The 25890-nt window shown below is 64.9% G+C and carries 24 protein-coding genes; 11 read left to right on the top strand and 13 right to left on the bottom strand.

Features of this window, described 5'->3' with window-relative positions:
- Positions 1-47 precede the first annotated feature (47 nt).
- Together U1H99_RS25590 and U1H99_RS25585 are read right to left on the bottom strand one after the other, a co-directional pair.
- Positions 48-1553 (bottom strand): HD domain-containing phosphohydrolase, encoded by a 1506-nt coding sequence (locus U1H99_RS25590; RefSeq protein ID WP_323144497.1) that lies wholly within the window; start codon positions 1551-1553, stop codon positions 48-50.
- A gap of 156 nt (positions 1554-1709) precedes the next feature.
- The gene (locus U1H99_RS25585) at positions 1710-2447 is read right to left on the bottom strand and encodes a DNA-formamidopyrimidine glycosylase family protein (RefSeq protein WP_323144496.1); all 738 of its coding nucleotides are present in this window, start codon (positions 2445-2447) and stop codon (positions 1710-1712) included.
- Between the two features lie 170 nt (positions 2448-2617).
- Here U1H99_RS25585 and U1H99_RS25580 point away from each other — a divergent pair, with 170 nt between their 5' ends.
- Together U1H99_RS25580 and U1H99_RS25575 are read left to right on the top strand one after the other, a co-directional pair.
- On the top strand, positions 2618-3115 hold the full coding sequence (locus U1H99_RS25580) for a DUF3016 domain-containing protein (protein WP_323144495.1): 498 nt from the start codon (positions 2618-2620) through the stop codon (positions 3113-3115).
- A gap of 209 nt (positions 3116-3324) precedes the next feature.
- Positions 3325-5724, top strand: a complete 2400-nt coding sequence (locus tag U1H99_RS25575) for a catalase (RefSeq protein WP_323144494.1) — start codon at positions 3325-3327, stop codon at positions 5722-5724.
- 149 nt (positions 5725-5873) lie between these two features.
- Here U1H99_RS25575 and U1H99_RS25570 read toward each other — a convergent pair whose 3' ends face one another.
- A complete protein-coding gene (locus tag U1H99_RS25570) occupies positions 5874-6317 on the bottom strand; it encodes a thioesterase family protein (protein WP_141835000.1) in 444 nt (147 codons plus the stop codon).
- A gap of 74 nt (positions 6318-6391) precedes the next feature.
- Positions 6392-7708 (bottom strand): M20/M25/M40 family metallo-hydrolase, encoded by a 1317-nt coding sequence (locus tag U1H99_RS25565; RefSeq protein ID WP_323144493.1) that lies wholly within the window; start codon positions 7706-7708, stop codon positions 6392-6394.
- Between the two features lie 148 nt (positions 7709-7856).
- On the opposite strand from U1H99_RS25565, the gene U1H99_RS25560 reads away from it, so the two are divergent.
- Positions 7857-8660 (top strand): lipid II flippase Amj family protein, encoded by an 804-nt coding sequence (locus tag U1H99_RS25560; protein WP_323144492.1) that lies wholly within the window; start codon positions 7857-7859, stop codon positions 8658-8660.
- 7 nt (positions 8661-8667) lie between these two features.
- Complete coding sequence (locus tag U1H99_RS25555) at positions 8668-8964, top strand: hypothetical protein (protein WP_323144491.1); 297 nt, start codon at positions 8668-8670, stop codon at positions 8962-8964.
- A 28-nt stretch (positions 8965-8992) separates the two neighbouring features.
- Here the strand turns inward: U1H99_RS25555 and U1H99_RS25550 are convergent, their stop codons facing one another.
- Both U1H99_RS25550 and U1H99_RS25545 read right to left on the bottom strand, forming a co-directional pair.
- Positions 8993-9460, bottom strand: a complete 468-nt coding sequence (locus U1H99_RS25550; RefSeq protein WP_323144490.1) for a hypothetical protein — start codon at positions 9458-9460, stop codon at positions 8993-8995.
- A gap of 1 nt (position 9461) precedes the next feature.
- Positions 9462-9827 (bottom strand): nuclear transport factor 2 family protein, encoded by a 366-nt coding sequence (locus U1H99_RS25545; protein ID WP_323144489.1) that lies wholly within the window; start codon positions 9825-9827, stop codon positions 9462-9464.
- 116 nt (positions 9828-9943) lie between these two features.
- Here U1H99_RS25545 and U1H99_RS25540 point away from each other — a divergent pair, with 116 nt between their 5' ends.
- Together U1H99_RS25540 and U1H99_RS25535 are read left to right on the top strand one after the other, a co-directional pair.
- Positions 9944-10393 (top strand): MarR family winged helix-turn-helix transcriptional regulator, encoded by a 450-nt coding sequence (locus tag U1H99_RS25540; protein WP_323144488.1) that lies wholly within the window; start codon positions 9944-9946, stop codon positions 10391-10393.
- Positions 10394-10435: 42 nt separating this feature from the next.
- Positions 10436-11623 carry an FAD-dependent monooxygenase gene (locus U1H99_RS25535; RefSeq protein ID WP_323144487.1) on the top strand — a complete coding sequence of 396 codons (1188 nt, stop codon included), beginning with the start codon at positions 10436-10438 and terminating at the stop codon, positions 11621-11623.
- 3 nt (positions 11624-11626) lie between these two features.
- Here the strand turns inward: U1H99_RS25535 and U1H99_RS25530 are convergent, their stop codons facing one another.
- Genes U1H99_RS25530 through mepK form a run of 3 tightly spaced genes read right to left on the bottom strand, consistent with a single transcriptional unit; the run spans position 11627 to position 13391 of the window.
- Positions 11627-11956, bottom strand: a complete 330-nt coding sequence (locus U1H99_RS25530) for a hypothetical protein (RefSeq protein ID WP_323144486.1) — start codon at positions 11954-11956, stop codon at positions 11627-11629.
- Complete coding sequence (locus U1H99_RS25525; RefSeq protein WP_323144485.1) at positions 11953-12780, bottom strand: hypothetical protein; 828 nt, start codon at positions 12778-12780, stop codon at positions 11953-11955. The genes U1H99_RS25530 and U1H99_RS25525 overlap by 4 nt, the downstream gene beginning before the upstream one ends.
- A 47-nt stretch (positions 12781-12827) precedes the next feature.
- Entirely contained in the window at positions 12828-13391 is a 564-nt protein-coding gene (gene mepK, locus U1H99_RS25520) for a peptidoglycan L,D-endopeptidase MepK (protein ID WP_323144484.1), read from the bottom strand.
- A 242-nt stretch (positions 13392-13633) separates the two neighbouring features.
- Here mepK and U1H99_RS25515 point away from each other — a divergent pair, with 242 nt between their 5' ends.
- From U1H99_RS25515 to U1H99_RS25505, 3 genes are all read left to right on the top strand, one after another.
- Positions 13634-16423: a M16 family metallopeptidase gene (locus U1H99_RS25515; RefSeq protein WP_323144483.1), complete on the top strand. Its 2790-nt coding sequence runs from the start codon at positions 13634-13636 to the stop codon at positions 16421-16423.
- 184 nt (positions 16424-16607) lie between these two features.
- Complete coding sequence (locus U1H99_RS25510; protein WP_185748657.1) at positions 16608-16751, top strand: hypothetical protein; 144 nt, start codon at positions 16608-16610, stop codon at positions 16749-16751.
- 220 nt (positions 16752-16971) lie between these two features.
- On the top strand, positions 16972-19161 hold the full coding sequence (locus U1H99_RS25505; protein ID WP_323144482.1) for a TonB-dependent receptor plug domain-containing protein: 2190 nt from the start codon (positions 16972-16974) through the stop codon (positions 19159-19161).
- 146 nt (positions 19162-19307) lie between these two features.
- On the opposite strand, the gene U1H99_RS25500 is transcribed toward U1H99_RS25505, so the two are convergent.
- Positions 19308-21011 carry a M1 family metallopeptidase gene (locus U1H99_RS25500; protein WP_323144481.1) on the bottom strand — a complete coding sequence of 568 codons (1704 nt, stop codon included), beginning with the start codon at positions 21009-21011 and terminating at the stop codon, positions 19308-19310.
- A 77-nt stretch (positions 21012-21088) separates the two neighbouring features.
- On the opposite strand from U1H99_RS25500, the gene U1H99_RS25495 reads away from it, so the two are divergent.
- Positions 21089-21679, top strand: coding sequence for an isochorismatase family protein (locus U1H99_RS25495; protein ID WP_323144480.1), 591 nt, complete (start codon positions 21089-21091; stop codon positions 21677-21679).
- 139 nt (positions 21680-21818) lie between these two features.
- Here U1H99_RS25495 and U1H99_RS25490 read toward each other — a convergent pair whose 3' ends face one another.
- Both U1H99_RS25490 and U1H99_RS25485 read right to left on the bottom strand, forming a co-directional pair.
- Positions 21819-22115 (bottom strand): hypothetical protein, encoded by a 297-nt coding sequence (locus U1H99_RS25490; protein ID WP_323144479.1) that lies wholly within the window; start codon positions 22113-22115, stop codon positions 21819-21821.
- 120 nt (positions 22116-22235) lie between these two features.
- On the bottom strand, positions 22236-23222 hold the full coding sequence (locus U1H99_RS25485) for an LLM class flavin-dependent oxidoreductase (RefSeq protein ID WP_323144478.1): 987 nt from the start codon (positions 23220-23222) through the stop codon (positions 22236-22238).
- 221 nt (positions 23223-23443) lie between these two features.
- Between U1H99_RS25485 and U1H99_RS25480 the strand changes: the two genes are divergently transcribed.
- Complete coding sequence (locus U1H99_RS25480; protein ID WP_323144477.1) at positions 23444-24136, top strand: hypothetical protein; 693 nt, start codon at positions 23444-23446, stop codon at positions 24134-24136.
- Positions 24137-24269: 133 nt separating this feature from the next.
- Here U1H99_RS25480 and scpC read toward each other — a convergent pair whose 3' ends face one another.
- The gene (scpC, locus tag U1H99_RS25475; RefSeq protein ID WP_323144476.1) at positions 24270-25793 is read right to left on the bottom strand and encodes a succinyl-CoA:acetate CoA-transferase ScpC; all 1524 of its coding nucleotides are present in this window, start codon (positions 25791-25793) and stop codon (positions 24270-24272) included.
- Positions 25794-25890 lie beyond the last annotated feature (97 nt).

Raw genomic sequence — 25890 nt, 5'->3', positions numbered from 1 at the left:
TGCAGGATGCCGAATACTACCCGACAAATGGCCGGATTGTCTGGTCGTCAGTCCGGCCAGCGCCGGTTGACCTCGTCGGCCTTGTCGATGTTCCTGATCAGGATGTCGACGTAGTCCGGATCGAGGTGCTTGCCGGCGACTTCGCGCAGATAGTCGCGCACCTGGTCGATCGGCCACGCTTCCTTGTAGCAGCGTTCGTGGGTGAGGGCGTCGAACACATCGGCCACCGCCACGATGCGCGCATATGGGTGGATCTGCTCGGCCTTCAGGCCTTGCGGATAGCCGCTGCCGTCCCATTTTTCATGGTGCTGGTGGGCGATCACGGCGGCCGCCTTCAGGATCGGACGCTGCGAGCCGTCCAGGATCTGCAGGCCGACGGTCGGGTGCTGCTTCATGATTTCCCATTCCTCGGGCGTGAGGCGGCCGGGCTTCAGCAGCACCGCATCCGGAGTCGCGATCTTGCCGATGTCGTGCATCGGCGCCGCGTGCATCAGCACTGCGGTCTCTTCTTCCGTCATCCCCGATTCCAGGGCCAGCATGTGGCAGATCTGGGCCATGCGGCGCACGTGGTTGCCGGCTTCGTGCGAGCGCGATTCGACCACGTCGCCCAGGCGCAGGATCAGCTCGGCCTGGGTATCGGTGATTTCCTGGTTCAGCAGGATGTTGTCGAAGGCGATCGCCACGCCGGTGCAGAACACGTCGAGCAGCTGGACGTCGATCTCGGACAGCTCGTCCACGCCTTTCAGCACCAGCAGCGAGGCCTTGCCGCTGTTGTTGGGAAAGTAGCCGACATAGGTGTCGCCATGCAGCTTGGAGATGCGGTTGTGGCGCACCTCGTCGAGCCGGGCGATCAGCTCGGGACCGATATCCTCTTCGCCGAGGTCGCCGATCCGGGCCAGCACCTCGTAGCGGCTCTCGCCGGCGATCACGCTGGCGCCGGCCACGCGCAGCAGCATGCTCTGCTCGAGCTGCAGCAGCGCCACTACCTGCTGCAGCAGGCCGCTGGCAAAATCCTTCAGGCTGCGCTGGCGGAACAGGTGGCCGGACGCGGCGATCACGCGCTCCAGGCCTTCGCGGTAATTCTGCTGCGTGCGGCGCGCATCCTCGACCTTCATGATGTCGCGGTAGGCGCGCAGCGCCGCGAAGGTCGTGGTGAACAGCTTGGTGCGGTCGAGTTCCGTCTTTTCCTTGTAGTCGTTGATGTCGTAGTCGACGATCACGCGCTCTTCCGGCGCCTGGCCAGGCTGGCCGGTGCGCAGCACGATGCGGGTGAACTGGTTGTCGAGGTCCTGGCGCAGCCAGCGCGCGACTTCCAGGCCGCTGTCCTCGCGCTCCATCACCACGTCCAGGAACACCAGGGCAATGTCCTGCTCGCGCGCCAGCACTTCCTTGGCCTCGGCGCCGCTGTAGGCATGCAGGAAGGTGAGGGCGCGGCCGTCCAGGCGGAAACGCGTGAGCGTCAGCTTGGTGATGTCGTGGATGTCCGGTTCGTCGTCGACAAGCAAGACTTTCCAGGGAGCGAGTTTCGGCGCGGCTGAAGACAGGAATGACATAAGACGATCCAGTGTCGTGAATGTGTCAGATCAAAAGCTTGTGCTAAAGCAAGATGGGTGGAGCCGATTGTAGTACCAGAACTTACTATTAACAATAAGAAATATTGAACACAGTCCACAAATGTTCATACCCGCGCAACACATCGGGTCAGCGCATCAGCCGTAACGTTTCTGGCAGCGTTCGCACCAGAAGCTGCGCCGGTTGCTCTTGCCGAGATTGGCCTTGTGGAAGGGGATGTGACAGCGCGGGCAGATTTTCTGTGCGTGCGCCAGCCAGTGCTGCTTGAGGGTGAATTCCTTTTTCCAGCCAAGGAAATCGAAGCTGTACTGGCGCGCTTCCTGTACCAGCGCGCGCAGCTTGGCCGGCGGCAGGGCACCGACCGTCGAGCGTGGATCGACTCGGATGCGGAACAGCACCTCGTTCTTGATGATGTTGCCGACGCCCGAGAAGATGTCCTGATCGAGCAGGGCGTCGCAGGCCAGCATGTCGGGGCAGGCGCGCAGCTTCTTGCGCGCCCTGGCCGGATCCCAGGCATCGGACATGACGTCGGCGGCCCAGTCGTACATGCCGTCGATGTCCTGGTCGATTTCCTTCACCGAGCACGCATAGAAATTCAGCACGCTGCCGTCGGCGAAGCCGAGCGACAGCCGCGGCGGCTTGTCGCGTCCTTCATTGACGCGGTAGGTGCCGAACAACAGGAAGTGGATGCGCACCACCATGGCCGGCATCTCGATCAGGAAATGCTTGCCCCAGGTACGCAGCGACACGATCGGCTGGCCCACCATGCGCGTCGTGTCGATGGCCCAGGTATTGCCCTCGGCGCGCACGATTTCCTTACCCACGAACTGGGCGGTCTGCTCCTTCAATATATACAGCGATGGGCCTTCGGGCACGGCGCACTCCTGGGCGTTTACTGTCGGGTTCGATTGTGCGCCGGCCCTCCGCGACAGCCTGTGCGGGGACTAACATTTCGATACAAACTCAGGACGTTCGGCAGACGGACGACGCTGTAAAAAGCGGCGTATATTCCCATCTGAGACCTGTGAACAAAAGAGGAAAAAACATGAAACCGTCGACACGATGGGCGCTGGCAGGCCTGCTGGCGCTGAGCACCGGAGCCGCTTCGGCCGCGGTGAGCGTGGTCTATGACCACCCCGATAAATTCTACGACCTGCCGTTCGCGACCTGGGAGCGCGACGAGATGCTGGGCCAGATCACCGACCATTTCCAGCAGCTGGGCAAGGCGCTGCCGCAAGGCCAGGACCTGCGCATCGAAGTCACCGACTTCGATCCGGCCGGGCGCCTGATCCCGAATGCGCGCGCGGGCCGCGACCTGCGCGTGATGACCGGCCGCGCCGACTGGCCACGCATGGAATTGCGCTATGCGGTCGAGCAGAACGGCCAGGTCATCAAGAGCGGCGAGGCCAGGCTGGCGGACATGAATTACCAGCAAGGCTCTCTCCTCCTTTCGGACAGCGAACCGCTGCGCTACGAAAAGCGGATGATCGACGATTGGTTCGACAAGACGATCGCACCGCTGCCGAACCGGCGCCACCGCTGAGCCGGCGCTTTGTGCGTGACCGGGAGCGCTGTTCGCGAGAGCAGCGCTTTTTTATTGCCATCTCATTCTTAAAATCTATTAATGCAATAGCAATGATTTAAATACTATATTGTCTATATGTTAAGCACTTCACATTTCGTTCTGCCGGGCTGAGCTATGGTGTGTGTTGACACCAGACGCAATCAATTAACCAGTCAGCGAGGATACAAATGCCTTCCAAGAAGAAACCAGTTGCTTCCACCGACGGTGCAGGCTCCGTACTGAGCACCATGGCCGGCCCGTCGGATCCGACGCCGCCTTCCAGCCTCGGTAGCAGCAACCCGGTCGGCGATCGCCTGCTCGAGAAAACCAGCGCCGAGAAGCAGCTGGCAGCGGCGATGCCGGTCAACCCGAACAAGCCGTCCGAATACGGCCAGGCATCCGCTATCCCGCTCGAGGGTGAGCATCACCAGCCGGCAACCCACGCCGCCACCGGCAGCACCAGCAGCGAGATCGCCAGCTCGGACAAGGTCGGCAGCGGCAACCCGCCGCAGGGCGAGAACCCGACCGTCGCCCCGCTCGACCGCGTGCGCGTGGACCCGGCCGACCGCCACCTGACCACCAACCAGGGTGTGCCGGTTGCCGACAACCAGCACTCGCTGAAGATCGGCCTGCGCGGCCCGACCGCGCTGGAAGACTTCATCCTGCGCGAAAAGATCAGCCATTTCGACCATGAGCGCATTCCGGAGCGCGTGGTGCACGCGCGCGGTTCGGCCGCGCACGGCTTCTTCGAAGCCTACGACGATTTCAGCGCCCTGACGCGCGCCGTGCCGTTCGCCGCCAAGGGCAAGCGCACCCCGGTGTTCGTGCGCTTCTCGACCGTGGCCGGCGAGCGCGGCTCGACCGACACCGCGCGCGACGTGCGCGGCTTCGCCGTCAAGTTCTACACCGAGCAAGGCAACTGGGACCTGGTCGGCAATAACATCCCGGTGTTCTTCATCCAGGATGCGATCAAGTTCCCGGACCTGGTGCACGCCGCCAAGCCGGAACCGCACCACGCCATGCCGCAGGCAGCCACCGCGCACGACACCTTCTGGGATTTCGCCGGCCTGTCGCCGGAAATCGCCCACATGCTGATGTGGACGATGTCGGACCGCGCCATTCCGCGCAGCTACCGCACGATGCAAGGCTTCGGCGTGCACACCTTCCGCCTGATCAATGCACAGGGCGAGGCGCGCTTCGTCAAGTTCCACTGGACCCCGCTGCAGGGTACCCACTCGCTGGTGTGGGACGAAGCGGTGCGCATCTCGGGCGCCGACCCGGACTTCCACCGTCGCGACCTGTGGGAAGCGATCGAGTCGGGCAACTTCCCGGAATGGGAACTGGGCCTGCAGATCTTTACTGAAGAACAGGCCGCGTCCTTCCCGTTCGACATCCTGGATGCCACCAAGCTGGTGCCGGAAGAACTGGTGCCGGTCACCCCGGTCGGCCGCATGGTGCTGAACCGTAACCCGGACAACTTCTTTGCCGAGACCGAGCAGGTCGCGTTCTGCACCTCGCACGTCGTGCCGGGCATCGATTTTTCCAACGACCCGCTGCTGCAGGGCCGTAACTTCTCGTACCAGGATACCCAGCTGACCCGCCTGGGCGGCCCGAACTTCCACGAGATCCCGATCAATACGCCGATCGTGCAGATCCAGAACAACCAGCGCGACGGTTTCCATCGCCAGGCCATCGCCCGCGGCCGCGTGAACTACGAGCCGAACTCGCTGGGCGGCGGCGTGCCGTACCAGGCCGGCAGCGCCGGTTTCACCAGCTTCCCGGAGCCGATCGCCAGCGTCGATAAAGTGCGCGGCAATCCCGAGCTGTTCGCCGAGCACTATGGCCAGGCACGCCTGTTCTACCAAAGCCAGACCCCGGTCGAGCAAGAGCACATCGCCAACGCCTTCCGCTTCGAGCTGAGCCGCGTGCAGACCCCGATGGTGCGCGAGCGCATCCTGGCGCTGCTGGGCAACGTCGATGACGGCCTGGTGGCCAAGGTCGCCGAGGGCCTCGGCATGGACGTGCCGGCCCCGCTGCCGCGCGTCAGCAATGCGCCGGTGCCCGAGTATGCGCCGTCGCCGTCGCTGTCGCTGATGGCCCGCCCGGGCCAGACCGGCGTGCGCACCCGCCGCGTGGCGATCCTGGTGGCGCCGGGCGTGGACGGCAATGCGGTCCGCGCCATGTATGACGAGCTGCTGGCTGCCGGCGCGGTGCCGCGCCTGGTCGGTAACATGCTGGGCAAGGTCAAGACGTCGGCCGGCGATCCGCTGAGCGTCGAAGTCTCGCTGGAAGCCGGCCCGTCGGTGATCTACGACGCCATGATCGTGCCGGACGGCGACCAGGTGGTGGCAGCACTGGGCCGTAATGCCCAGGCAATCGACTTCGTGCGCGAGCAGTACCGCCACTGCAAGCCGATCCTAGTGCTGGGCGCCGGTGCCGGCCTGCTGGCCAAGGCCATGGTGCCGACGGCCCTGCCGGACGGCTCGGACGACCCGGGCCTGCTGGTGGATGCGCCGCTGGCGTCCTTCATCGAGGCACTGGCCGGCCACCGCGCCTTTGCGCGCGAGACCGATCCGCCGATGGTCTGATCGATCGCTGCCGGGCGCCACGTGCGGCCCGGCAGTGCCATGACCGTATAGCCGGACGGCACGCTGAACAGCGTGGCCGCCGGCTTTTTTGCATTCCGATGTCCCTCACCGGCACCGCGCCGCTGCCGTGCAGGGCGCCGTGCCGGTTCTCAGTCGATCCAGTTCACCCGCTCGAACTTGCTTTCGAACTCTTCCGGCATCGCCACCACCTGGCTGGTCTTGTAATTAAAGAAGACGAAGCCCTGCTTGGCCATGGCGATCAGCTTCTTGTCCTTCGGCCGGGTGATGCGGAAGATGACGTCGCCGCCGTACTTGTTGAAATCCATCACGCCGACTTCGAACAGCAGCTGGTCGCGCGCGTGCGCTTCGGCGCGGTACATCGTGGCCAGGTCGGTGACGATGATGCCGGTGCCGTCCGGCTCGGTTTCGGCGACGCCATACTCGAACAGGAACAGGGCGCGTGCCTCGGAAATCATCGAGATCATCGAGTCGTTGCCCAGGTGGTTGCCGGCGTTGATGTCGGTGGCGCGCACCGTCAGCATCGTCGTGTAGCAGTACTGGTCGTCTGGGAAGTTGAGCTGTAATCGTGCCATAGGTTGATTTTATCCCGTGAGGGTAAGTCGCTTGATTATCAAAATTCGACGGGCATCAAATATCCCGCCATTCTTTATCGGGTGAGCCTGTAGATCAGGAGGGCCGCCCGGATCGCGCCGCGTTCGATCGAGGCCGGGTCCAGGTCTTCGTTGGAGGAGTGGGCGCCGTTGCCGCTCGCGCCCAGGCCGTCCAGGCTGTCGACCAGCGGCGCCACGAACTGGATGTCGCCGGCGCCGCGCGCCTCGGCCGGCAGTGCGCCGATCGGCCCCAGGCCGGCATCGCGGCTGGCGCGCGAATACAGGTCGAGCAGCTTCAGGTTGCCGGGCGTGACCGCCATCGGCGGATAGGCTTCCTGGAACGCGATGCTGGCGCCGGCGCCGGGCAGGTGCTGGGCCACGATGGCGCGCATGCGCGCCTGGGCGCGGTCGCGCTGGGCGTAGTCGAGGTAGCGCAGGTCGCCGCTGACGGCCACGCTGTTCGCGATCACGTTGGTCTTGCCGAAGGCGCTGCCGCGCGCATTGGCGGCGTCGCGTTTCACTTCGGTACCGCCCAGTATCAGGCCGGGATTGAAGGTCAGGCCCGGCTCGGCCACTTCGCGGCGGAAAGCGTCGAGGATGCGCGCCGCCTCGTACACGGCGCCGTAGCCGTTGGCGCCGAACACATTCATCGAATGGCCCTGGCGCCCGCTCACCTGCAGCTCCCACGAGGCGGTGGCGCGGCGGCCGACGGTGGCGGTGGTGCGCCCGTCCTGGTCGGGGATGCTGCTCTCGAAGCTGAGCGCGGCGTCGCTGCGCTGCGCCAGCTCGCGCATCGTGGCGCGCGCCGTGGCGATCGGCTCGCCGGCGTCTTCTTCGTCGCCGCTGAACAGGACGGCAATCGTGGCGCCCTCGAGCGCACCGGCGCGCTGCAGGGCTTGCAGGGCGGCGATCACGATCACGTCGCCGCCCTTCATGTCGGACACGCCCTGGCCACGGATGCGGCCGTCTTTCTGTTCCCACATCGGCACCGCGCTGCCGGGCTCGAACACGGTGTCGAGGTGGCCCAGCAGCAGCAGGCGCTTGCCTTTGCCCGGCGCGCCGGCGCGGGTGGCCAGCAGGTGGCCGGCACGGCGCATCGCGGGTGGCATGTCGACCCAGCGGGTCTGGAAGCCGAGCGCATCGAACTGACTGCGGAACAATTTCCCAACCTCGCGCACGCCCCCCGCATTCATCGTGCCGCTGTTGATCAGCACGCTTTGCCTGAGCAGGTCCAGCGCCTGCGGCGCGTGCGAGCGCACTTCGGCGACGATGCGCTGCTCGACCGGGTCCAGGGTCTGGGCCGCCACCGTTGCCGTCTGTGTGCTGCCGGCCAGCGCCGCCATGGCCAGCAGCCGGCCCATCGTCCTGCGCATGGTGCTCTTTCGTAAGAATAGTGATGCTCAACTGTACACGATTCGGGCCGGGCGCCGGCGCGCCCGCTGGCGCAGTGAGAATGCGTGCATTTCTTGCATCGTCCGTATGCTATGTTGCACTGCTCAACGCACTGCTTGTCAAGGATACGTGGACACCCAACTCCTGCTGATCTGCTTCCTCACCTTCGTCATCCACCTGATCGGGACGCTGGCGTATTCGGTGCGGATCGCCGGGGTGCGGACCCGGCGCATCGCCGTCTCGCTAGCCCTGTTCAGCATCCTGATGCTGGTATCGCGTACCTCGAATTCCTTCCTCGGCCCGTTCCTGGCGAAACGGGTGGAAAACAATCTCGATCATCTGGCGCAGCACGCGCTGCTTGGCGATTTCCTCTGGCTGCTCATTTCGGCAAGCCTGGCAACCGCCGCCGGCGCGCTCTTGATTCCGACTTTCCAGCGCGTGTTTTGCCGCGCCGTCCTGCACTTCCAGGTGCACCGCTCGATGCCGAAGCTGATCATGCACGGTTTTTTCAAGGGCGGCCTTTCCTACGTAAAAGATGCGGCCAGCATGCCAGCGGCGCGCAATCTGACCGAACTCCGGGCGCGCCATGGCGTATCCGGTCGGATTACCGTGTTGAATGTCGGCGCGACGGCGTTATGGACGGTCGGCGTATTTGCGGCGCTGTATGCCGGCGTGCTCGACCCCTCGGTCAGGGTCACGTCGAGTACGCTGTCATCGATCATCAATGGCGGCGCCACCATCATGATGGCCGTGTTCATCGACCCGCACATGTCGGGCATGACTGACGACGTGGTCGAAGGCAAGATCGGAGAAGGGCAGTTCCGGCAGGCGGTCGTCTGGCTGGTGGGCAGCCGGCTGGCCGGGACGCTGGCGGCGCAGGTGCTGCTGCTGCCGGCCGCGATGCTGATCGTGGCGGTGGCGCATGTCATATAGAGAGATCATGGACAATCACATAAAAGCAGTCATCCCGGATGATGAGAGCATTCTGATCGAGGGGCGCAAGCTTGTTGAGCAAGGGGACATTGTCGACGCGCTCAAAGCGGCGCTGCAACGGGATCCGCACTTCATTCTGGTGATCGAGCCGATGGTGAATGCGCACTACAAGGGCATCGGCAAGTTGCTGTACACCTGCCAACGCATCGGCGTGCAGCTCGAGAACCTGCGCTATACGATGGAGAACGGCGAGGGGGTGACCTTGGACGAGCTGCGGGCAAGAACGCCTGCCGAGCCCGCGTAACGCCTTACGCGCGACGGACGACGGTCAGTCATTGCTTGCGATGCATGCGCCGCGCGCTGACCGCCTTGCCGTTCACGTATTCGATCACTTCGATCTGCCCGGTCCGGTACACCATCGGATAGATGATGCGCACCGCATCGGCACCGCCCGCGCAACCGTTGGCGCGCAGCTTGAGCAGATAGGTGGGCAGGCTGCCGGTGACGCCGGCGATGAACTTGGTGCCGCGCCCATTCACGTACATCGTCCCCGGCTTTTCGTTTTGCAGCACGAATTGCTGGACACAGGCCGGCGCCGATTTCGCAGGTCCGCCCCATGACATCCTGTCGCCCTTGATCGTCAGGGCCGGATAGGTGGCCGCCGCGGCGCCCGGCTGCTGGTCCGGCAGCCAGTGCCCGGCAAAGGGCATGTCCTGCGCCACGACGGACAACGCGCAGCCGAGGCCGGCGGCCATCGCCAGTAAACGCCCCCGCCATCCGGGATGCAAACGCTGTGTCATGTCAATCGAGCCGCTTGGCACCGAGCTTCACCACCTGGCTGCGGATCAGGCCGTCGACCACTTCGTAGATCGCGACCAGTTCCAGGGCACCTTTGCCTTCGGGGAAGTTGCGCGTCACGATTTCATGGTCGACCACCAGGTTGTCCATCACCACGCGCTGCACCAGGCGCGCGTGCAGGTCAGGCTCCTGGAAGCGGGCGGCGAAACGGCCACGCATGGCGTCATGGCCGCTGACCAGCAGCGTGGCGGGATGTTCGTACTGGCGCGCGTCGGGCGCGTAGGTGGCGAGCAGGGCGTCGACGTCGCGTGCGTTGTAGGCGTCGAGCTGGCGCTGGACGACGGCGGCTGGGGAATCGGATTCGAACATGGGCATCGAGTGAACGGGCGCTGAAAGTTTTTATTCTAGCTCAGCGTGCAAGAGGCGTCAGGCATGGTCCGCCTGGAGGCTTGCAGGTGCTGTCGAGCCTACGCTAAGCTTTGCCGATGAACCCAGATATCCATCCCGAAGCCGCCGTCGCGCCAGGCTATCTCGCCAACCATGCAGCGCGCGCCTTCAACCGCATGGTCGATGCCCGCCTGCGCGATCACGGCCTGACGCTCGCGCTGATCGGCCCCCTCCTGCTGCTGTCCTGGAAAGGCGCCATGCTCCAGCGTGACATCGTACGCGCCTCCGCCGTCAAGCAGCCTGCGATGGTGGCCTTGCTGGACAAGCTCCAGGCCATGTCGCTGATCGAGCGCGAAGCGCTGCTGTCCGACAAGCGCGCCGCGGCCGTGCGCCTGACGACGGCCGGGGAAAACGCCGCGGCAATCGGCCGCCGCGTGCTTCTCGACGTCAACGCGGTGGGCGTGACCGGCTTCACGCAGGAAGAAGCCGCGCTGTTTGTCGGCTTCCTTGGCCGTCTCATCGCCAACCTGGACGCGCCCATCGAATAAATATCATGTATGATATTGTTTCACTCATCAGGGAGACATGTCATGCCTGCATCTATTCTCGTCACGGGCGCCAGTATCGCCGGCAACACCACCGCATGGTGGCTGGCCAAGCAGGGCTTCGACGTGGAGGTCGTGGAGCACGCACCGGCGTTTCGTGACGGCGGGCAGAACGTCGACGTGCGCGGCAACGCGCGTGAGGTGCTGCGCCGCATGGGACTGGAGGAACTTGCATTCCAGCGCAGCACGCGGGAGCAGGGGACCGATTGGGTGGATGAGGACGACAGCGTGGTCGCACGCTTCGAGGCCGGCGATTCCGAAACGGACAGCGGGCCGACCGCCGAGCTGGAAATCCGTCGCGGCGACATCGCGCGCATCATCTACGATGCCGCGCGGCAGCGGGCGGCGTTCCGTTTCGGCGATCGTATCGAGGGCGTCGAGCAGGACGCGGCGGGCGTCGCCGTGCGTTTCGAGAGCGGCAGGCAGGCGCGCTACGACATGGTGGTGGTCGCCGAAGGCGTCGGCTCGCACACACGTGAACTGGTCTTCCCGGGCGAAAACGAACCGCGCTGGATGGACCTTACCATCGCCTATTTCAGCATGCCCTCCAGGCCCGGGGATAGTCCGTACGCCCGCCAGTACAACACGGTGGACGGGCGCGGCGCGACCCTGAAGCGTTCGCTCGACGGCCAGTTGGGCGCTTACCTGGGCATCCAGAAAAAGCCGGAAGGCGAGAACGAATGGCCAGTCGAAGACCAGCGCCGCTTCATCGAGGCGCAGTTTGCCGGCGATGGTTGGGAAATTCCGCGCATCCTGGAGGCGATGCGGCAGACCGACGACTTTTATTTCGACGTGCTGCGCCAGGTCCGCATGGCACGCTGGTCGGACGGCCGTGTCGTGTTGACGGGCGACGCCGCATGGTGTCCTACGCCGCTGGCCGGGATCGGTACCACGCTGGCGATCGTCGGCGGCTACGTGCTGGCCGGGGAACTGGCGCGCGCCTCGGGCGACACGGCGCGGGCGTTCGACGCATACGAGCGCGTCATGCGGCCCTTCGTGAAAGAGGGCCAGAACGTGCCGAAGATCGTGCCGCGCCTGCTATGGCCGCATTCCAGGGCTGGCGTGACGCTGATGCGCGGCGCGATGCATCTGGCCGCCACGCCGGTGGTCAAGCACCTCATCAACAACAGCTTCGCGCGCGACGCGAATCACATCGATTTGCCGAACTATTGACGCTCAGCGCTGACCATCCGTCGGATAAGCCGCCCGCCGCCGCATCTTGCGCACGATGCCGTCGCGGTCCAGCAGCAGCACCAGTTCCTCGCCGCCTTTGCCACTAGCACCGCCGGCGCCGGCGGCCGAATACAGCCACGCCTGGTAGCCGCTGTCGAAGGCCACGGAGCGCGTCGGGCCGAAGGCCGCCAGCAGTTCGGCGCGCGTGGTGCGGCCGGGTACCACGAGCTGGCCGAAGCGTTCGGGCGCGACCACGGTGCCGGGCGGCGGCGCCTGGGTGGCGCAGCCGGCCAGCAGCAGGGCGCCGATGAGGCATGCGGGTAAATGCTTCATGGCGTGCCCTCCGCAGGTGCGGATGCCGGCGCCGGCGCATCCTCCATGTACTCGAAACTGACCAGGGCATCGTCCGGCCAGCTGCGGTCCCAGATCGGCGCGTAATAGGTGCGGTCGAGCATGACCTGGCAATCGCAGTACTGCAGCTCGTCGCGCGTCTGTTCGCCGCCGGCGTACAGCATGCGGAAGGGCAGCACTTCGGTGCGCGCGCCGGCGCGCAGCGTCACCGAGAACAGCGGGCGCTCCGTAAAGAACAGGAAATTGCCGTCCGCGCTGTTGCAGACTTGCTCGGGGCTGTTCAGCGCGCTCGAGATCCAGCCGAACAGCGGCGAGCTGTTCGATACCAGGCCCGCTTCGACGCCGACCAGGCATTCCAGGCGCAAGTCGCCGAGCCGGCGCGTATCGGGCGGCAAGCCCGGCGTGACGACCTGGGCGCGCCAGGTCATGCTGGTGGTCTTGCGGTTGGCGATCACGGCCGCGTCTTCGCGCAGCGCCTGTTCGTTGCGCGGCAGCGTGAAGCCATTGTCCTCGGCCACCGGAACCGGCACCGTGATGCGGTCGCCTACGACTTTCAGCGTGATGCCGCGCATGTCCACCGTCGGCAGGCGCGGCAGCAGGCGAAAGCGCAGTGTCGCCTGGGGCGCCAGCGCGTGCTCGCGCTCGAAACGTTCCATGCCGCGGATCATCTTGCGGTAGGACTTGTCGACCGGATCGCGCGTGCTGGTGACGGTGACGGTTTGCGGCTTGGTTGCCGGTTGCGCCGTTGACTCGGGCGCCGCCTGCGCTTCCTGCGCATGCGCGGGAACCGCAGCCAGCGCCATCATGTTTACCATCATCAAACTACCGAACAGCCCCCGCATCGGCAAGGCCATTACCAGTAACGGACGCGGCCGACGTCCATGTGCACGAATTCCGAATCCGGGTAATAGCCGACCCCGCCGGCCTTTTGCGCCATCGCCACCTTGTGCAGCCTGGCGAGGTCCTTGCCGGGGATGCGCACGTCGATGGCCTGGCCTTCCGTGTGCAGGCTGTGCTTGGCCACGCCGGTGGTGTTCGCGTGCAGCTTGGCATTGCTTTCCGGCGAGCGGTAGCCCGAGATGATGTGCACGGTCGGGTGGTCGCCGAAATGGGCGCTTACTTTATCCAGCAGTACCAGCAGCTGTGGATCGATGGCGGCGATCTTGTTGTTGCGGTGGTCGCGCAGCAGCTTGTTGATGTCCTGCAGCGCGTCCGGGATGAACTTGCCTTCGGCCCAGAAGATGCTGCGCAGGCTTTCCCCGGTGTGGGTATTGTAGAGACGCACGATGCGTTCATTCGGTACCGCCGCGGCCTGTGCGACGACCGGTGCGGTCTTGGAGGCGGCCTTGACTGCCGGTGCAGCCAGGACCGATGCCAGTACGGCAGAGCTTTTCAGAAAGGAGCGTCGCTGGTTCATGAGGCATTCCTTGTGCTGTTTGCGAGCACTTCATGATACGCCTCATGCGTAAAACGTGCAGAGAGCGGATCGCCAAGCTGTCTGTCAGCCCAGGACGACACGGAAATGAAATGTTTCTTGAACACAGCATTGTCTTCCTGTCATAGAATATTTGGTCGCCGGATGCGGTCACACGCCACCGCATGCGTATGCATATATATATATCGGCATTTGCCGCCGGGCGTAGCGGACAAAGGAAAAGAATGCGTATCAGCAAACGTTCGTTGACCCTGGCGCTGGCGCCGGTCGTTGCCGCTGTCTCCATGGCCTGGCCGGTACAGGCTGCGCCGGCCAAGGCGGCCGCCCTGGCCGCGCCGGCCGAGATTCCGATCCCGGACATCCCCTATACCAGGTTCGTGCTGAAAAATGGCTTGACGGTGCTGGTGCACGAAGACCACAAGGCGCCGGTGGTGGCCGTGAATACCTGGTACCACGTCGGTTCCAAGAATGAGAAGCGGGGCAAGACCGGCTTTGCCCACCTGTTCGAGCACCTGATGTTTTCGGGCAGCAGCAACTTCAATGAAACCTTTATTTCGGCCCTGCAAAGCATCGGCTCCACCGACCTGAACGGCACCACGAACCAGGACCGCACCAATTATTTCGAGACCGTGCCGACCTCGATGCTGGACTATGCGCTGTTTGCCGAGAGCGACCGCATGGGCCACCTGCTCGGCGTGCTCGACCAGAAAAAACTCGACCTGCAGCGCGGCGTGGTGCAGAACGAAAAGCGCCAGGGCGAGAACCAGCCGTATGGCCTGGTCTACCAGACCATTGTCGAGAACACCTATCCGGCGAACCACCCGTATTCCTGGACCGTGATCGGTTCCATGGCTGACCTCGATGCCGCCTCGATGACGGACGTCACCGACTGGTTCAAGACCAACTATGGGCCGAGCAACGTGGTGCTGGTGCTGGCCGGCGACATCACGCCGCAGCAGGCGCGCGAAAAGGTCGAGAAATACTATGGCGACATCCCGCCCGGCCCGCCGGTGGCCAAACAGCGCGAATGGATCGCCAAGCGCAGCGGCACCCATCGCGGCACGCTGCAGGACCGCGTGCCGCAGGCGCGCATCTACCGCACCTGGAACGTGCCGGGCGCAAATACCCCGGAAGAACCCTTGCTCGACCTGGCGGCGCGCGTGCTCGGCGGCGGCAAGACCTCGCGCCTGTACCAGCGCCTGGTGGTCAAGGAACAGCTGGCGACCTCGGCCAATGCGTCCGACGGCACCAGCGAGATCGGCGGCCAGTTCGACCTGACGCTGACCGCGCGGCCCGGCGCCGACGTCGCCCGCATGGAAAGCGTGGCCGACGAGGAATTGCGCGCGCTGATGAAGCGCGGCCCGACCGACGATGAATTGCGCCTGGCCAAGACCGGCATCCTGGCCGAGTTTACACGCGTGGTCGAGCGCGTCGGCGGCTTCGGCGGCAAGAGCGACCTGCTGGCCAGCTGCACGACCTTCACCGGCAACCCGGACTGCTATAAAACCTATCTGCAGCGCATCAAGGCGGCGACGCCGGCCCAGGTACGCCAGGCCATGGTCGACTGGCTGAGCGACGGCGACTACGTCTTGCAGGTGAATCCCTTCCCGACCGGCCTGAGCGCCGAAACGACCAAGCTCGACCGTAGCAAGGGCGCCCCGCTGGGCCATCCGGAAACCTTGCGCCTGCCGCCGATGCAGTCGGTCACCCTGTCCAACGGCTTGAAAGTGGTGCTGGCGGAAAGCCATGCGGCGCCGGTGGTCAACCTGTCGCTGATGCTGGACGGCGGCTACGCATCCGACTCGAAGGAATTGCCGGGCCTGGCGAGCCTGACCCTGCGCATGCTGGAAGAGGGGACGAATAAACGTTCTTCGCTCGAGATCAGCCGCGAACTGGAAGCGCTGGGCGCCACCTTCGGCACCGGCAGCAACCTGGACGGCGGCTTCGTCACCATGAACCTGCTCAAGCCGACGCTGTCGCGTTCGCTCGACCTGTACGCCGACGTGGTGCTGCACCCGGCATTCCCGGCCGCCGATTTCGAACGCCTGCGCAAGGACCGCCTGGCCGCGATCGCGCGCGAAAAGACGGTGCCGCGCGCGATCGCCATGCGCGTGCTGCCCGAGCTGCTGTACGGTCCCGGCCATGCCTACGCTCTGCCGCTGACCGGTAGCGGGACCGAAGCGGCGGTCGAGCGCATGACCCGCGCCGACCTGCAGCGCTACCACCAGACCTGGTTCCGTCCGAATAATGCGACGCTGCTGGTGGTCGGCGACACCACGCTGGCTGAAATCAAGCCTTTGCTGGAAAAAGCCTTTGGCGGCTGGCAGGCCGGCGAGGTGCCGAAGAAGAACCTGGCCACCGTCGCCCAGCCCGCCAAGACCGTGGTCTACCTGATCGACCGTCCGGGGGCGCTGCAGAGCGACATCGTCGGTGCACAGCTGGCGCCGCCGCGCAATTCGCCGGATGCGATCCCGCTGACCCTGATGAACGACGTGCTCGGCGGCACCTTCAACTCGCGCATGAACATGAACCTGCGCGAGGACAAGCACTGGTCGTACGGCATGAACGCCTCGATGGTGTCGGCGCTGGGCCAGCGACTCTATATGAGCGCCTCGCCGGTCCAGACCGACAAGACCGCGGATTCGCTGCGCGAACTGGCGCGCGAGTACAAGGACATCACGGGTCCGCGTCCGGTCACGGCCAAGGAATTGAAGGATGCCCAGGCCAGCGAAACCCTGAGCCTGCCGGGCCGCTTCGAAACCGTCGAACAGCTCAGCAGTGCCTACTCGACCATCCTGCAGTACCAGTTGCCGGTCGATTACTACAACACCTTTACGGAAAAAGCCCTGGCGCAGACGCCGGCGCAGATCAATGCGCTGGCAGCCCGCACCATCGTGCCGAACCAGCTGGTGTGGGTCGTGGTGGGCGACATGAGCAAGATCGAAAAGGACATCCGGGCGCTGAACCTGGGCGAGGTGCGCAGGCTGGATGTGGATGGAAAGCCGCTGCCCTGATTTCTCAAAAATTGCCCATGAGAAATGCACAGCCGTGATATCGGTTGTGCGGTGCAGCAGATGGAGTTTCGACAAGATATACGTTCTGTTTATCAATGTGATCTGAAATTGAAATTGGACGTATATCTTGTGTGCGATTACACTTGATTCATTGCTGAACGTTAATGAATTCAAGGAGTTGCAAATGAATGCTACCACCACCGCTTCGAACCCGACCGTCACCAAATCCGGCCTGAGCCGTTTCCTGGAAAGCTTCCGCAAGGAAGTTCGCCGCGCCCTCGAACTGGCTGGCGCGCCTTACAAGGACGGTTTCCTGCCGCCGCTGTAAGCTGCCGCCGCTTTACCGATTTTCTGCTTCGCACAAGCGAAGCGACCGAAGCCCCCGCTAGCCGGGGGCTTTTTGTTTTGTGTTTGCTCCATGGAATTCCACGTAAAGGTATAGAAAATTGCTAGAACATAGTAAATAAAATTCTATTTATACGTTGTAATCATTGCTGAACTGGCATATTGTAGTTCCACTAAGTGTCAATATCAGTTTCGGGGATTACATGCCTGTCGTTTCCGCTTCACACAAGCGCCAGTTGGCCATGCTGGCAACGCTCGCACCTATCCCCCTGCTTGCCCATGCCCAGCAAGCGGACACGCCCAAGCCGGTGCCGCAGGTGGAAGTCAAGGGCAGCGGCAGCGACTACGATGCGCGGCGCGACGATACCGCCATGAAGATCGTGATCGGGCGCCAGGACCTGGAGCGGTATGGCGACAGCAACGTGCTCGATGTGTTCCGCCGTATCCCCGGCGTGACGGTCACCACCACCGGGCGCGACACCCAGGTGCAGATGCGCGGCCTGGGCGGCGGCTATACCCAGGTACTGGTCAACAGCGAGCGCATGCCGTCCGGCTATACGCTGGATGCGCTGTCGCCCGAGCTGATCGAGCGTATCGAGGTGCTGCGTGCGCAGACGGCGGAATATTCGGCACAGGGCATCGCCGGCACCATCAATATCGTGCTGCGGCGCAGCGTGCGCAAGACGCAGCGCGAGGCCAAGCTGGGCTACCTGGCTTCCAGCGATTTCCAGGGTCCGCGGGCGTCCTTCGACATGGCCGACCGCGGCGACAAGTCCTCGTATGCGGTGGCCGCCAATGCCGAGCATGACAGCCTGTCGCGTCCGCGCGTCTCCACGGCCGAGGAAACGGTGGCGCCCGGCGGCGCCGTCATCCTGCGGCGTTCCAGTGCGATGCCCGAGGATGGCCGCATGAACCGCTTCGGCTTCAGCCCGAAATTCAACTGGACCCTTGACGGCGGCGACACGCTGGAATGGCAGACCCTGCTCAATGGCAGCCGCTTCAGCAACCACATTCACACGCTGGTCTCGACCGAGACCGGCAGCCCGCCGCCGGTGCCCGACTTCGTCAGCGCCATGGAAGCGGACTACACGGCGCTGCGCTCGACGCTGGCGTGGACGCATGCCTTCGCGTCCGGATCGATGCTCGAGGCCAGGGTGGGGCTGGAGGGTGCCGCGGGCCGCAACCTGCAGGTGCGCAGCGGCAATGGCATCGACGGGCAGCCGGTGACCGACGACAGCGTCGCAGCCGGCCTGCGCGAACGCGGCATCACTTCTACCGGCAAATATACGGTCAAACTCGACAACGGGCATGCGCTCAGCGTCGGCTGGGACGGCGGTGTCAGCCGGCACCGCGAGACGCGCGCCGAACGCGATACGCTGCGGCCGCTGGTGCCGGGCGTCATCCCCGACGAAATCTTCCACGTCAACCTGAGCCGGCTGGCGCTGTACGGGCAGGACGAATGGAAGCTGGGCGCGGCGCTGTCGGCTTACGCCGGCATACGCTGGGAAGGGCTGCGCACGCGGGCTTCCGGCAACGTGTTCGACGCGACCACGATCCGCTCCAGCGTCTGGAGTCCGCTCGCCCAGCTGCTGTGGAAACTGCCCGGCGCCAAAGCCGAGACGGGCAAGGCCAGGCAGTTGCGCGTCGCCCTCAGCCGCACCTATAAAGCGCCGTTTCTGGGTAATTTATTGCCGCGCCGCCAGACCTACGAAAACAACAGCCCGACCGAAGCCGATTTCCAGGGCAACCCCAACCTGCGCCCGGAACTGGCCTGGGGCCTGGACGCCGCCTGGGAGCATTACTGGACCAAAGAGGCCATGGTCTCGCTCGGCACCTCGCTGCGCCGCATCGGCAATTACACCAGCAACCGCGTGTACTTCGACGGCAACCGCTGGGTCATGACCCCGGTCAACGAAGCCCGCGCCGAGACCCGCAGCGTCGAGCTGGAGACGCGCTTCCCCTTGAACACCCTGATCGAAGGTGCGCCGGCGCTGGACCTGCGCGCCAGCGTCAGCCGCAACTGGTCGCGCGTCGATGCGATCCCGGGGCCGGACAACCGCATGGAGCAGCAGGTGCCGCTGTCGGCCCTGCTGGCGCTCGACTACCGGCGCGGCGCCTGGAGCATGGGCGGCAGCTTCGCCTTCAAGGAAGCGGTGCGGGCACGGGTGGCGGTCGACCGCTGGGCCTATGCCTGGGCCCGGCGCGACCTGGATGCCTACGTGGTATGGAAGGCCGGGCCGAAGCTGCAATGGCGGGTGGCGCTGGCGAATATCCTGGGCGAGGATGAGGGGTCGGCGATCGCTTACCTGGATGGGGCCGGGAACCTGCAGAAGCGGCGCTGGGATTATCCGAGCGGGCCGAAGTTGCGGGTGACGATGGAGAGCAGTTTTTGAGTAATGGCTGACGCGTGCAATGCCGTTGGCACAAGCACGTCGCCCCTGCGCAGGCAGGGGTCCAAGTTTTACACTATGCCTCGAACTTGGGCCGCTGCCTTCGCAGGGGCGACGTGCAAAAGCCAACTATTCGTCGCGCGCCGGCTTTACTTCGCCGCCTTCTTTTTCTTCTGCTCATCCAGATACTGCTGATACCGCTCAAACCGCAGCTCGCGCCGCAACACCTTCGAATGCGGATCCAGCGTCCAGCTCTCCCCCTTGCCGATCGCCACGCTGCCGCGCCCATCGGTCATCGGCAGGCTCACCACGCGCTGTCCCACGCGCACCTCGACCGGCATCGGGAACGGCGTATTTTTCTCGGTTTTCCACGCCAGTTGCAAGGTATCGCCGCTGCGCGTCGCCTGCAGGTCGGGCAGGGCCGCCTGATATAGATACGCCTGGAAGAACCAGTTGAGGTCGCGGCCGTTCACGCGTCTGGCGATCGCCATGAATTCCGGCGTGGTGCCGTAGCGCGGCGTGAAGTTGCCGGGGCGCGGATCGCTGGTGCCGTACACGGCTTCGCGCACGGTGCGGAAAAAGGCGTCGTCGCCGATCAGGCCGCGCAGCGTGTGCATCACCAGCGAGCCCTTGTTGTAGATATCCTGGCCGGGGCCGCCGCGCTCGATGACGTAGACGTCTTCCTCGCGGCGCGGCTTGCCCGACACGATCGGCGCCTTGTTGCGGATGGCGGCGCGCTGCTGCAGCAGGGCGGCAAAGTATTCCTGGTCGCCGCGCAGCGACTGCATGTACAGCGGCTGCATGTAGCTGCCCAGGCCTTCGTGCAGCCACATGTCGTCCCAGTCGGCATTGGTCAGCTGGTTGCCGAACCATTCGTGGGCGAATTCGTGTTGCAGCAGGTCGTCGTAGCCGTAGGGCGTCTTCGCGTAGCCGTTGCCGTAGGCATTGATGGTCTGGTGTTCCATGCCCTTGTGCGGGGTTTCCACGACGCCCATTTTCTCGTCGCCGAAGGGGTAGGGGCCGATCGTGCTCTCGAAGAAGTCCAGCATCTGCGGGAATTCCGCAAACAATTCCTTGGCGCCTTTTTCGCTTTGCGGCAGGTACCACATGCGCAGCGGGATCGTGTTGCCGAAGCGGCTGGCGTAGCTGCCTTCCAGCAGCTTGTAGGGGCCGACGTTGATCGAGACGCCGTAGGTGCTCGGGTTTTTTGCGCGCCAGTGCCAGGTGCGCCAGCCGTCGGCGTCGGTCACGCCCATGGCGACGCCGTTGCCGGCCGCCACCAGCGGCGCCGGTACCGTGATGTGCTCGTCGACCAGCTTCGGCTTGCCCATCGGGTGGTCGATGCAGGGCCAGAACAGGTCGCAGCCTTCGCCTTCGACGGCGCTGGCGACCCAGGGCTGGCCGTCGGGCGTGGTCGACCAGACGAAGCCGCCGTCCCAGGGCGCCTTTTTCGCCACATGCGGCTGGCCGTGGTAGCGCACCCGGATCGTCACCTGCCGGCCCGGCTCCAGCCGCCGCGGCAGGTCGATCGCCAGGCGGCCCTCGGGATTGCGCCAGCGCGCCGTCGGCAGCGGCTGGCCGTCGACCTCGATGGCGTCGATCGGCAGGTTGCGGTCGAGGTCGAGGTCGATGCGATCGAGCGGCGCCCGGGTGCCGAAGGTCAGCAGGGCATCGCCGCGGATGCTGCGGCTGGCGGGTTCCACGCGCAGCTGCAGGTCGGCTTTGTCGAACTCGAGGGCCAGTTGGTCGGCATTGCGGGCGACGCCGGAGTTGACGGTGAGTTCGGTGAGGGCCGGCTGCGTGGCGCAGGCGGTCAGAAGGGAACAGGCGAGGGCGGTGGCGGTTTTTTTCATCCGAGAAATTTATCACGCCGGACGCGCGCCGCCAAACTTCCAGTTACTGAATACTTGGGGCCAAGGAGGATTTATTCATGAGCGACTTGACGATCGAACTCGCCCGCACCGCGCTGGTGCTCATCGACTTGCAGAACTTTAATGTACAACGCGAGCTGGCACCGCATCCGGCCGAGCGCGTGGCCGGCAATTGCGCCATGCTCGCCGGCGAGATGCGCGACCGCGGCGCCATGGTCATCTACGTGCGCGTGCTGGCCGACCAGTTGCTGGCGCTGCCCGCGGACGCGCCGATGACCAAGCCCGGCACCCCCGCGCCGCCGCCGGACGCGCTGTACTTCGCACCCGAAGCCCAGGTCCAGGCCACCGACCATGTGGTGACCAAGCGCCAGTGGGGCGCCTTCTACGGCACCGAGCTGGACCAGCTGCTGCGCCGGCGCAACATCAAGACCATCATCCTCGGCGGGATCGCCACCAATTATGGCGTGGAGTCGACCGCGCGCGCGGCGTTCGATCGCGGTTATGCGCTGGTGTTCGTGGAGGATGCGATGAGCAGCATGCAGGCGGAAGCGCATAATTTTGCGTGCGAGAACGCGTTCCGGACGATGGGGAAGGTGCGCTCGATGCGCGAGGTGATCGATGCGCTGCAGGCGGGGACGGGCGACGCTTGAATCATCGCGCCTCCATTCTGGCGTGAACCCTTGCACGTCGCCCCTGCGAAGGCAGGGGTCCAAGTTGGTCGCGTTACCTTGGCGTATGCAGCCTTGGGCCCCTGCCTTAGCAGGGGCGACGGTTCGTATGACGGCGATCTTATCGGCGGCCGTTGGCCTGCTGATTACGCGCAGCCTGGGCCTGCGCATTGGCCTGAGCCTGAGCCTGCGCATTGGCTTGCGCCTGCTGCTGTTGGCGTTCCTGCTTCTTGCCCATGTGGTGGCCCACGGCGCAACCGGCGGCTGCACCCAGCAGGTGGTGCTTGCCGAGGAAGTGGCCGCCGACCGCGCCCACGGCGGCGCCTTTCAGGCAGCCCGGCTTGGCGGCAGCGCCACTCGAGGCGAACGCCAGCGGCAGCGAAACGATGACGGATGCAAAGACGAGTTTGGTGTTCATGTTGTTTCTCCTGTTCATGCGGCGGCGCGAATGCCGCTCAATGACTTCAGGGTAGAGCGTGGCACCGCACTTGAATGTGCGGTGCCACACGATCGACACAATTGAAACAATATAGCGGGCTCAGCTGCCGCGATGGATGTCGGCGGTGATCTCGTACGAACGCAGGCGCGCCTTGTGGTCGAAGATCTGCGAGGTGATCATCAGCTCGTCGGCGCCGGTGCGCTCGATGAAGGCTTTCAACTGGTGGGCGACGGTGGCCGGCGAACCGATTGCCGTGCACGACAGTACCGAATCGAGCATGCCGCGTTCCGCCGGGCCGAGCAGGTCGAGATAGCCTTCGACCGGCGGCTTCAGCTTGGTCGGGTTGCCGGTGCGCAGGTTGACGAAGGCTTGCTGCATCGAGGTCGCGCGCAGGTGGGCTTCGGCATCGGTGTCGGCGGCGAACACGTTAAAGCCGAGCATCACGTACGGCTTGTCGAGCTGGGCCGACGGGCGGAAGGTGGCGCGGTAGATCTCGATCGCCTGCATCATCATCTGCGGCGCGAAGTGCGACGCGAAGGCGTAGGGCAGGCCGAGCGCGGCGGCCAGCTGGGCGCCGAACAGGCTGGAACCGAGGATCCAGACCGGCACCTCGAGGCCGGCGCCCGGCACCGCGCGCACCTGGCGGCGCGACGAGCCGGCAAAGTAATCCATCAGTTCGACCACGTCCTGCGGAAACTCGTCGGCATCCGACGCCAGGTTGCGGCGCAGGGCGCGCGCGGTGGTGTGGTCGGAACCGGGAGCGCGGCCGAGGCCCAGGTCGATACGGCCGGGAAACAGCGACGCCAGTGTGCCGAACTGTTCGGCGATCACGAGCGGAGAATGGTTTGGCAGCATGATGCCGCCGGCGCCGATGCGGATGGTCGAGGTGCCGTTCGCCACATGGCTCATCAGCACTGCCGTCGCCGCGCTGGCGATGCCCGGCATGCCGTGGTGTTCGGCCAGCCAGAAGCGGTTGTAGCCCCACCGTTCGCCATGCTGGGCAAGGTCGAGCGAGTTGCGGAACGAGTCGGCGGCGGTGCTGCCTTCCGTGATCGGGGCGAGGTCGAGTATGGAGAATGGAATCATGTCCGTCATCATACGCCGATCGATTTATTCGCGTGCGGCGTGCCTGAAAATGGAAAGCTAGACCGTTTTCATGTCGGTTCGCAACTGAAGGTAGATGAACGAAATTGCCTGTAGGCTAACGCGCGCACCCTTTGCGGCGGTCGTCTTACACTTCGCTTCCTCAATTTATCTTCTTGATATTGTTGAGCTTTCTGCCCCATAAAATCGATTAGGAGAACGACATGAAAATGAATAAGTTACTGAAAGGCCTGTTGGGTGCGTCCGTCGCCGTGGCAATGTGCGGCGCCATCAATGCCCAGGCACAGACCAGCGGCAGCTCGTCCACCAGCGGCGGCAGCAGCGCGAGCTCGCAGGATCAAAGCTCGGGCAGCTCGTCGAGCAGCTCCAGTAAAAAGAAACATTCGTCGAAAAAGCATGGTTCGAGCGGCAGCTCGGGTTCCAGCGGCTCCAGCAGCAGTGGTTCGCAAAGCGGCGGCACCTCGGGTAGCGGCAGCATGGGCACCAGCGGCTCGAGCAACTCCAGCGGCGGCAGCGGCAGCAACAGCGGTTCGGGTTCCAGCGGCTCGATGGGCACCGGTTCGAGCGGTTCCAGCGGCGGTTCGAGCGGCTCCAGCGGTTCCAGCGGCTCGACCGGGTCGGGTTCGTCGGGCACCGGCGTGACCGGTTCGGGCGGCACCTCCGGCTCGAGCGATTCGATGGGCACCGGCGGCACCGGTTCGACCGGCGCATCGGGCTCGAGCGGCCTGGGCGGCAGCACCGGCTCCGGCGGCACCTCGGGCGTGGGTACGTCGGGTTCCAGCGGTTCGATGGGCAGCGGCAGCTCGGGTAGCGGCACCAGTGGCGCCAGCGGCACCGGCAGCACCGGCTCCAGCACCACCAGCGGCGGCGCCGGTACCGGCAGCCGCGGCTACTGATCCGTAGCGTAAGCCTGGCCTGTCCTGCGCCATTGGCGCCTGACAGGCCACAATCAAAAACATGACACCAGCCTGCGGGCTGGTGTTGTCATTTCCATGTGCCGCACTAGCAGCGTGGCATAGGGGCAGGGGGTTACCGGGGTGCGGCTGCGCCTGACGGTTCCAGCATCGACCCGGTCTCGCGATACCGCGCATGCCACGCAAACGCCTTCTCCAGCACATGCGGGGTCTGCCCGCCGCGCAGCTTCGCTTCCGCGACGTAATCGCGCAGCATGCTGCGATACGGCTCGGCCACGCACTTCTCGATGATCACGTCGGCGCGCTCGCGCGGTGCCAGGCCGCGCAAATCGGCCAGGCCGTATTCGGTGACGATGATGTCGACGTCGTGTTCCGTATGATCCACGTGCGACACCATCGGCACGATCGACGAGATCTTGCCGCCCTTGGCGGTGGCCTTGGTCGCGAAGATCGACAGGTAGGCGTTGCGCGCGAAGTCGCCCGAGCCGCCGATGCCGTTCATCATGTGGGTGCCGCTCACGTGGGTCGAGTTGATGTTGCCGTAGATGTCGGCTTCGAGCGCGGTGTTGATCGCGATGATGCCGAGGCGCCGGATCACTTCCGGGTGGTTCGAGACTTCCTGCGGGCGCAGCACCAGGCGCTCGCGGTAATGCTCGAAGCCGCGGAACACCTGCGCGCTCTTTTCGGGTGACAGCGTGATCGAGGAGCCGGACGCGAAATCGAGCTTGCCCGAGTCGAACAGGTCGAAGGTCGAGTCCTGCAGCACCTCGGAATACATGGTGAGGCCGTGGAAGGGGCTGTCGACGAAGCCCGCCAGCACCGCGTTGGCGATGGTGCCGATGCCGGCCTGCAGCGGCAGCAGGCTGTTGGTCAGGCGCCCGGCCAGGATCTCGTCTTCGAAGAAGCGCACCAGGTGGCCGGCGATGGCGGCAGTCTCGGCGTCCGGCGGCAGCACCGAGGAGGTGCTGTCGGGCTGGTCCGAGATCACGATCGCGACGATCTTCTCGGGCGGGATCTCGATCGCGGTGGTGCCCACGCGCTGTTCGACCGACATGATCGGAATCGGCTCGCGCATCGGCCGTTTTTTCGGAATCCAGACGTCGTGCAGGCCTTCCAGGCCGGTCGGCTGCGCCAGGTTGATCTCGACGATGACCTTGTCGGCCAGGATCGCGAAGCTGGCGCTGTTGCCGACCGAGGTGGTCGGGATGATGGCGCCGGTCTCGGTGATCGCCACCGCCTCGACCACGGCGACGTCGACCGGCGCGATATGGCGGCTGCGCAGCTGTTCGACGGTTTCCGACAGGTGCTGGTCGATGTACATCACCTCGCCGCGGTTGATCGCGGCGCGCAGCACCGGATCGACCTGGAAGGGCATGCGCCGCGCCAGCGCACCGGCTTCGGTGAGCCGCTTGTCGGTGTCGTTGCCGAGCGAGGCGCCGGTCAGCAGCGTGATCTTCAGCGGGTCCAGCTTGGCGCGTTCGGCCAGCGCGGCCGGGACCAGCTTGACGTCGCCGGCGCGGGTGAAGCCGCTCATGCCGACGGTCATGCCGTCCTTGATCCAGGTGGCGGCCTCTTGGGCGCCGGTGACGCGCTTGCGCAGTTGTTCGCAGCGGATGCGATCCAGGTATTCCGTTTTCATCTCTCTACTCTTCTCTAAAAATAGAGCGTCTAACAAAAGCCCCAGGGCAAGGGATGCGGCCCACCGACGCAGCGTCGAAGACAGTACGCTAGTACGG

It is taken from the genome of Massilia phyllosphaerae (assembly GCF_034659755.1).
GTDB classification, from domain to species: domain Bacteria; phylum Pseudomonadota; class Gammaproteobacteria; order Burkholderiales; family Burkholderiaceae_D; genus Telluria; species Telluria phyllosphaerae.
This window is presented reverse-complemented; position numbering and strand designations above follow the sequence as displayed.

What these genes read in the sequence shown, in the direction of transcription:
- U1H99_RS25590 (WP_323144497.1), bottom strand. Translation starts at nt 1,553, where the DNA reads ATGTCATTCCTGTCTTCAGCCGCGCCGAAACTCGCTCCCTGGAAAGTC.
- U1H99_RS25580 (WP_323144495.1), top strand. Translation starts at nt 2,618, where the DNA reads ATGAAACCGTCGACACGATGGGCGCTGGCAGGCCTGCTGGCGCTGAGC.
- U1H99_RS25575 (WP_323144494.1), top strand. Translation starts at nt 3,325, where the DNA reads ATGCCTTCCAAGAAGAAACCAGTTGCTTCCACCGACGGTGCAGGCTCC.
- U1H99_RS25570 (WP_141835000.1), bottom strand. Translation starts at nt 6,317, where the DNA reads ATGGCACGATTACAGCTCAACTTCCCAGACGACCAGTACTGCTACACG.
- U1H99_RS25565 (WP_323144493.1), bottom strand. Translation starts at nt 7,708, where the DNA reads ATGCGCAGGACGATGGGCCGGCTGCTGGCCATGGCGGCGCTGGCCGGC.
- U1H99_RS25555 (WP_323144491.1), top strand. Translation starts at nt 8,668, where the DNA reads ATGGACAATCACATAAAAGCAGTCATCCCGGATGATGAGAGCATTCTG.
- U1H99_RS25550 (WP_323144490.1), bottom strand. Translation starts at nt 9,460, where the DNA reads ATGACACAGCGTTTGCATCCCGGATGGCGGGGGCGTTTACTGGCGATG.
- U1H99_RS25545 (WP_323144489.1), bottom strand. Translation starts at nt 9,827, where the DNA reads ATGTTCGAATCCGATTCCCCAGCCGCCGTCGTCCAGCGCCAGCTCGAC.
- U1H99_RS25540 (WP_323144488.1), top strand. Translation starts at nt 9,944, where the DNA reads ATGAACCCAGATATCCATCCCGAAGCCGCCGTCGCGCCAGGCTATCTC.
- U1H99_RS25535 (WP_323144487.1), top strand. Translation starts at nt 10,436, where the DNA reads ATGCCTGCATCTATTCTCGTCACGGGCGCCAGTATCGCCGGCAACACC.
- U1H99_RS25530 (WP_323144486.1), bottom strand. Translation starts at nt 11,956, where the DNA reads ATGAAGCATTTACCCGCATGCCTCATCGGCGCCCTGCTGCTGGCCGGC.
- U1H99_RS25525 (WP_323144485.1), bottom strand. Translation starts at nt 12,780, where the DNA reads ATGATGGCGCTGGCTGCGGTTCCCGCGCATGCGCAGGAAGCGCAGGCG.
- mepK (WP_323144484.1), bottom strand. Translation starts at nt 13,391, where the DNA reads ATGAACCAGCGACGCTCCTTTCTGAAAAGCTCTGCCGTACTGGCATCG.
- U1H99_RS25515 (WP_323144483.1), top strand. Translation starts at nt 13,634, where the DNA reads ATGCGTATCAGCAAACGTTCGTTGACCCTGGCGCTGGCGCCGGTCGTT.
- U1H99_RS25510 (WP_185748657.1), top strand. Translation starts at nt 16,608, where the DNA reads ATGAATGCTACCACCACCGCTTCGAACCCGACCGTCACCAAATCCGGC.
- U1H99_RS25505 (WP_323144482.1), top strand. Translation starts at nt 16,972, where the DNA reads ATGCCTGTCGTTTCCGCTTCACACAAGCGCCAGTTGGCCATGCTGGCA.
- U1H99_RS25500 (WP_323144481.1), bottom strand. Translation starts at nt 21,011, where the DNA reads ATGAAAAAAACCGCCACCGCCCTCGCCTGTTCCCTTCTGACCGCCTGC.
- U1H99_RS25495 (WP_323144480.1), top strand. Translation starts at nt 21,089, where the DNA reads ATGAGCGACTTGACGATCGAACTCGCCCGCACCGCGCTGGTGCTCATC.
- U1H99_RS25490 (WP_323144479.1), bottom strand. Translation starts at nt 22,115, where the DNA reads ATGAACACCAAACTCGTCTTTGCATCCGTCATCGTTTCGCTGCCGCTG.
- U1H99_RS25485 (WP_323144478.1), bottom strand. Translation starts at nt 23,222, where the DNA reads ATGATTCCATTCTCCATACTCGACCTCGCCCCGATCACGGAAGGCAGC.
- U1H99_RS25480 (WP_323144477.1), top strand. Translation starts at nt 23,444, where the DNA reads ATGAAAATGAATAAGTTACTGAAAGGCCTGTTGGGTGCGTCCGTCGCC.
- scpC (WP_323144476.1), bottom strand. Translation starts at nt 25,793, where the DNA reads ATGAAAACGGAATACCTGGATCGCATCCGCTGCGAACAACTGCGCAAG.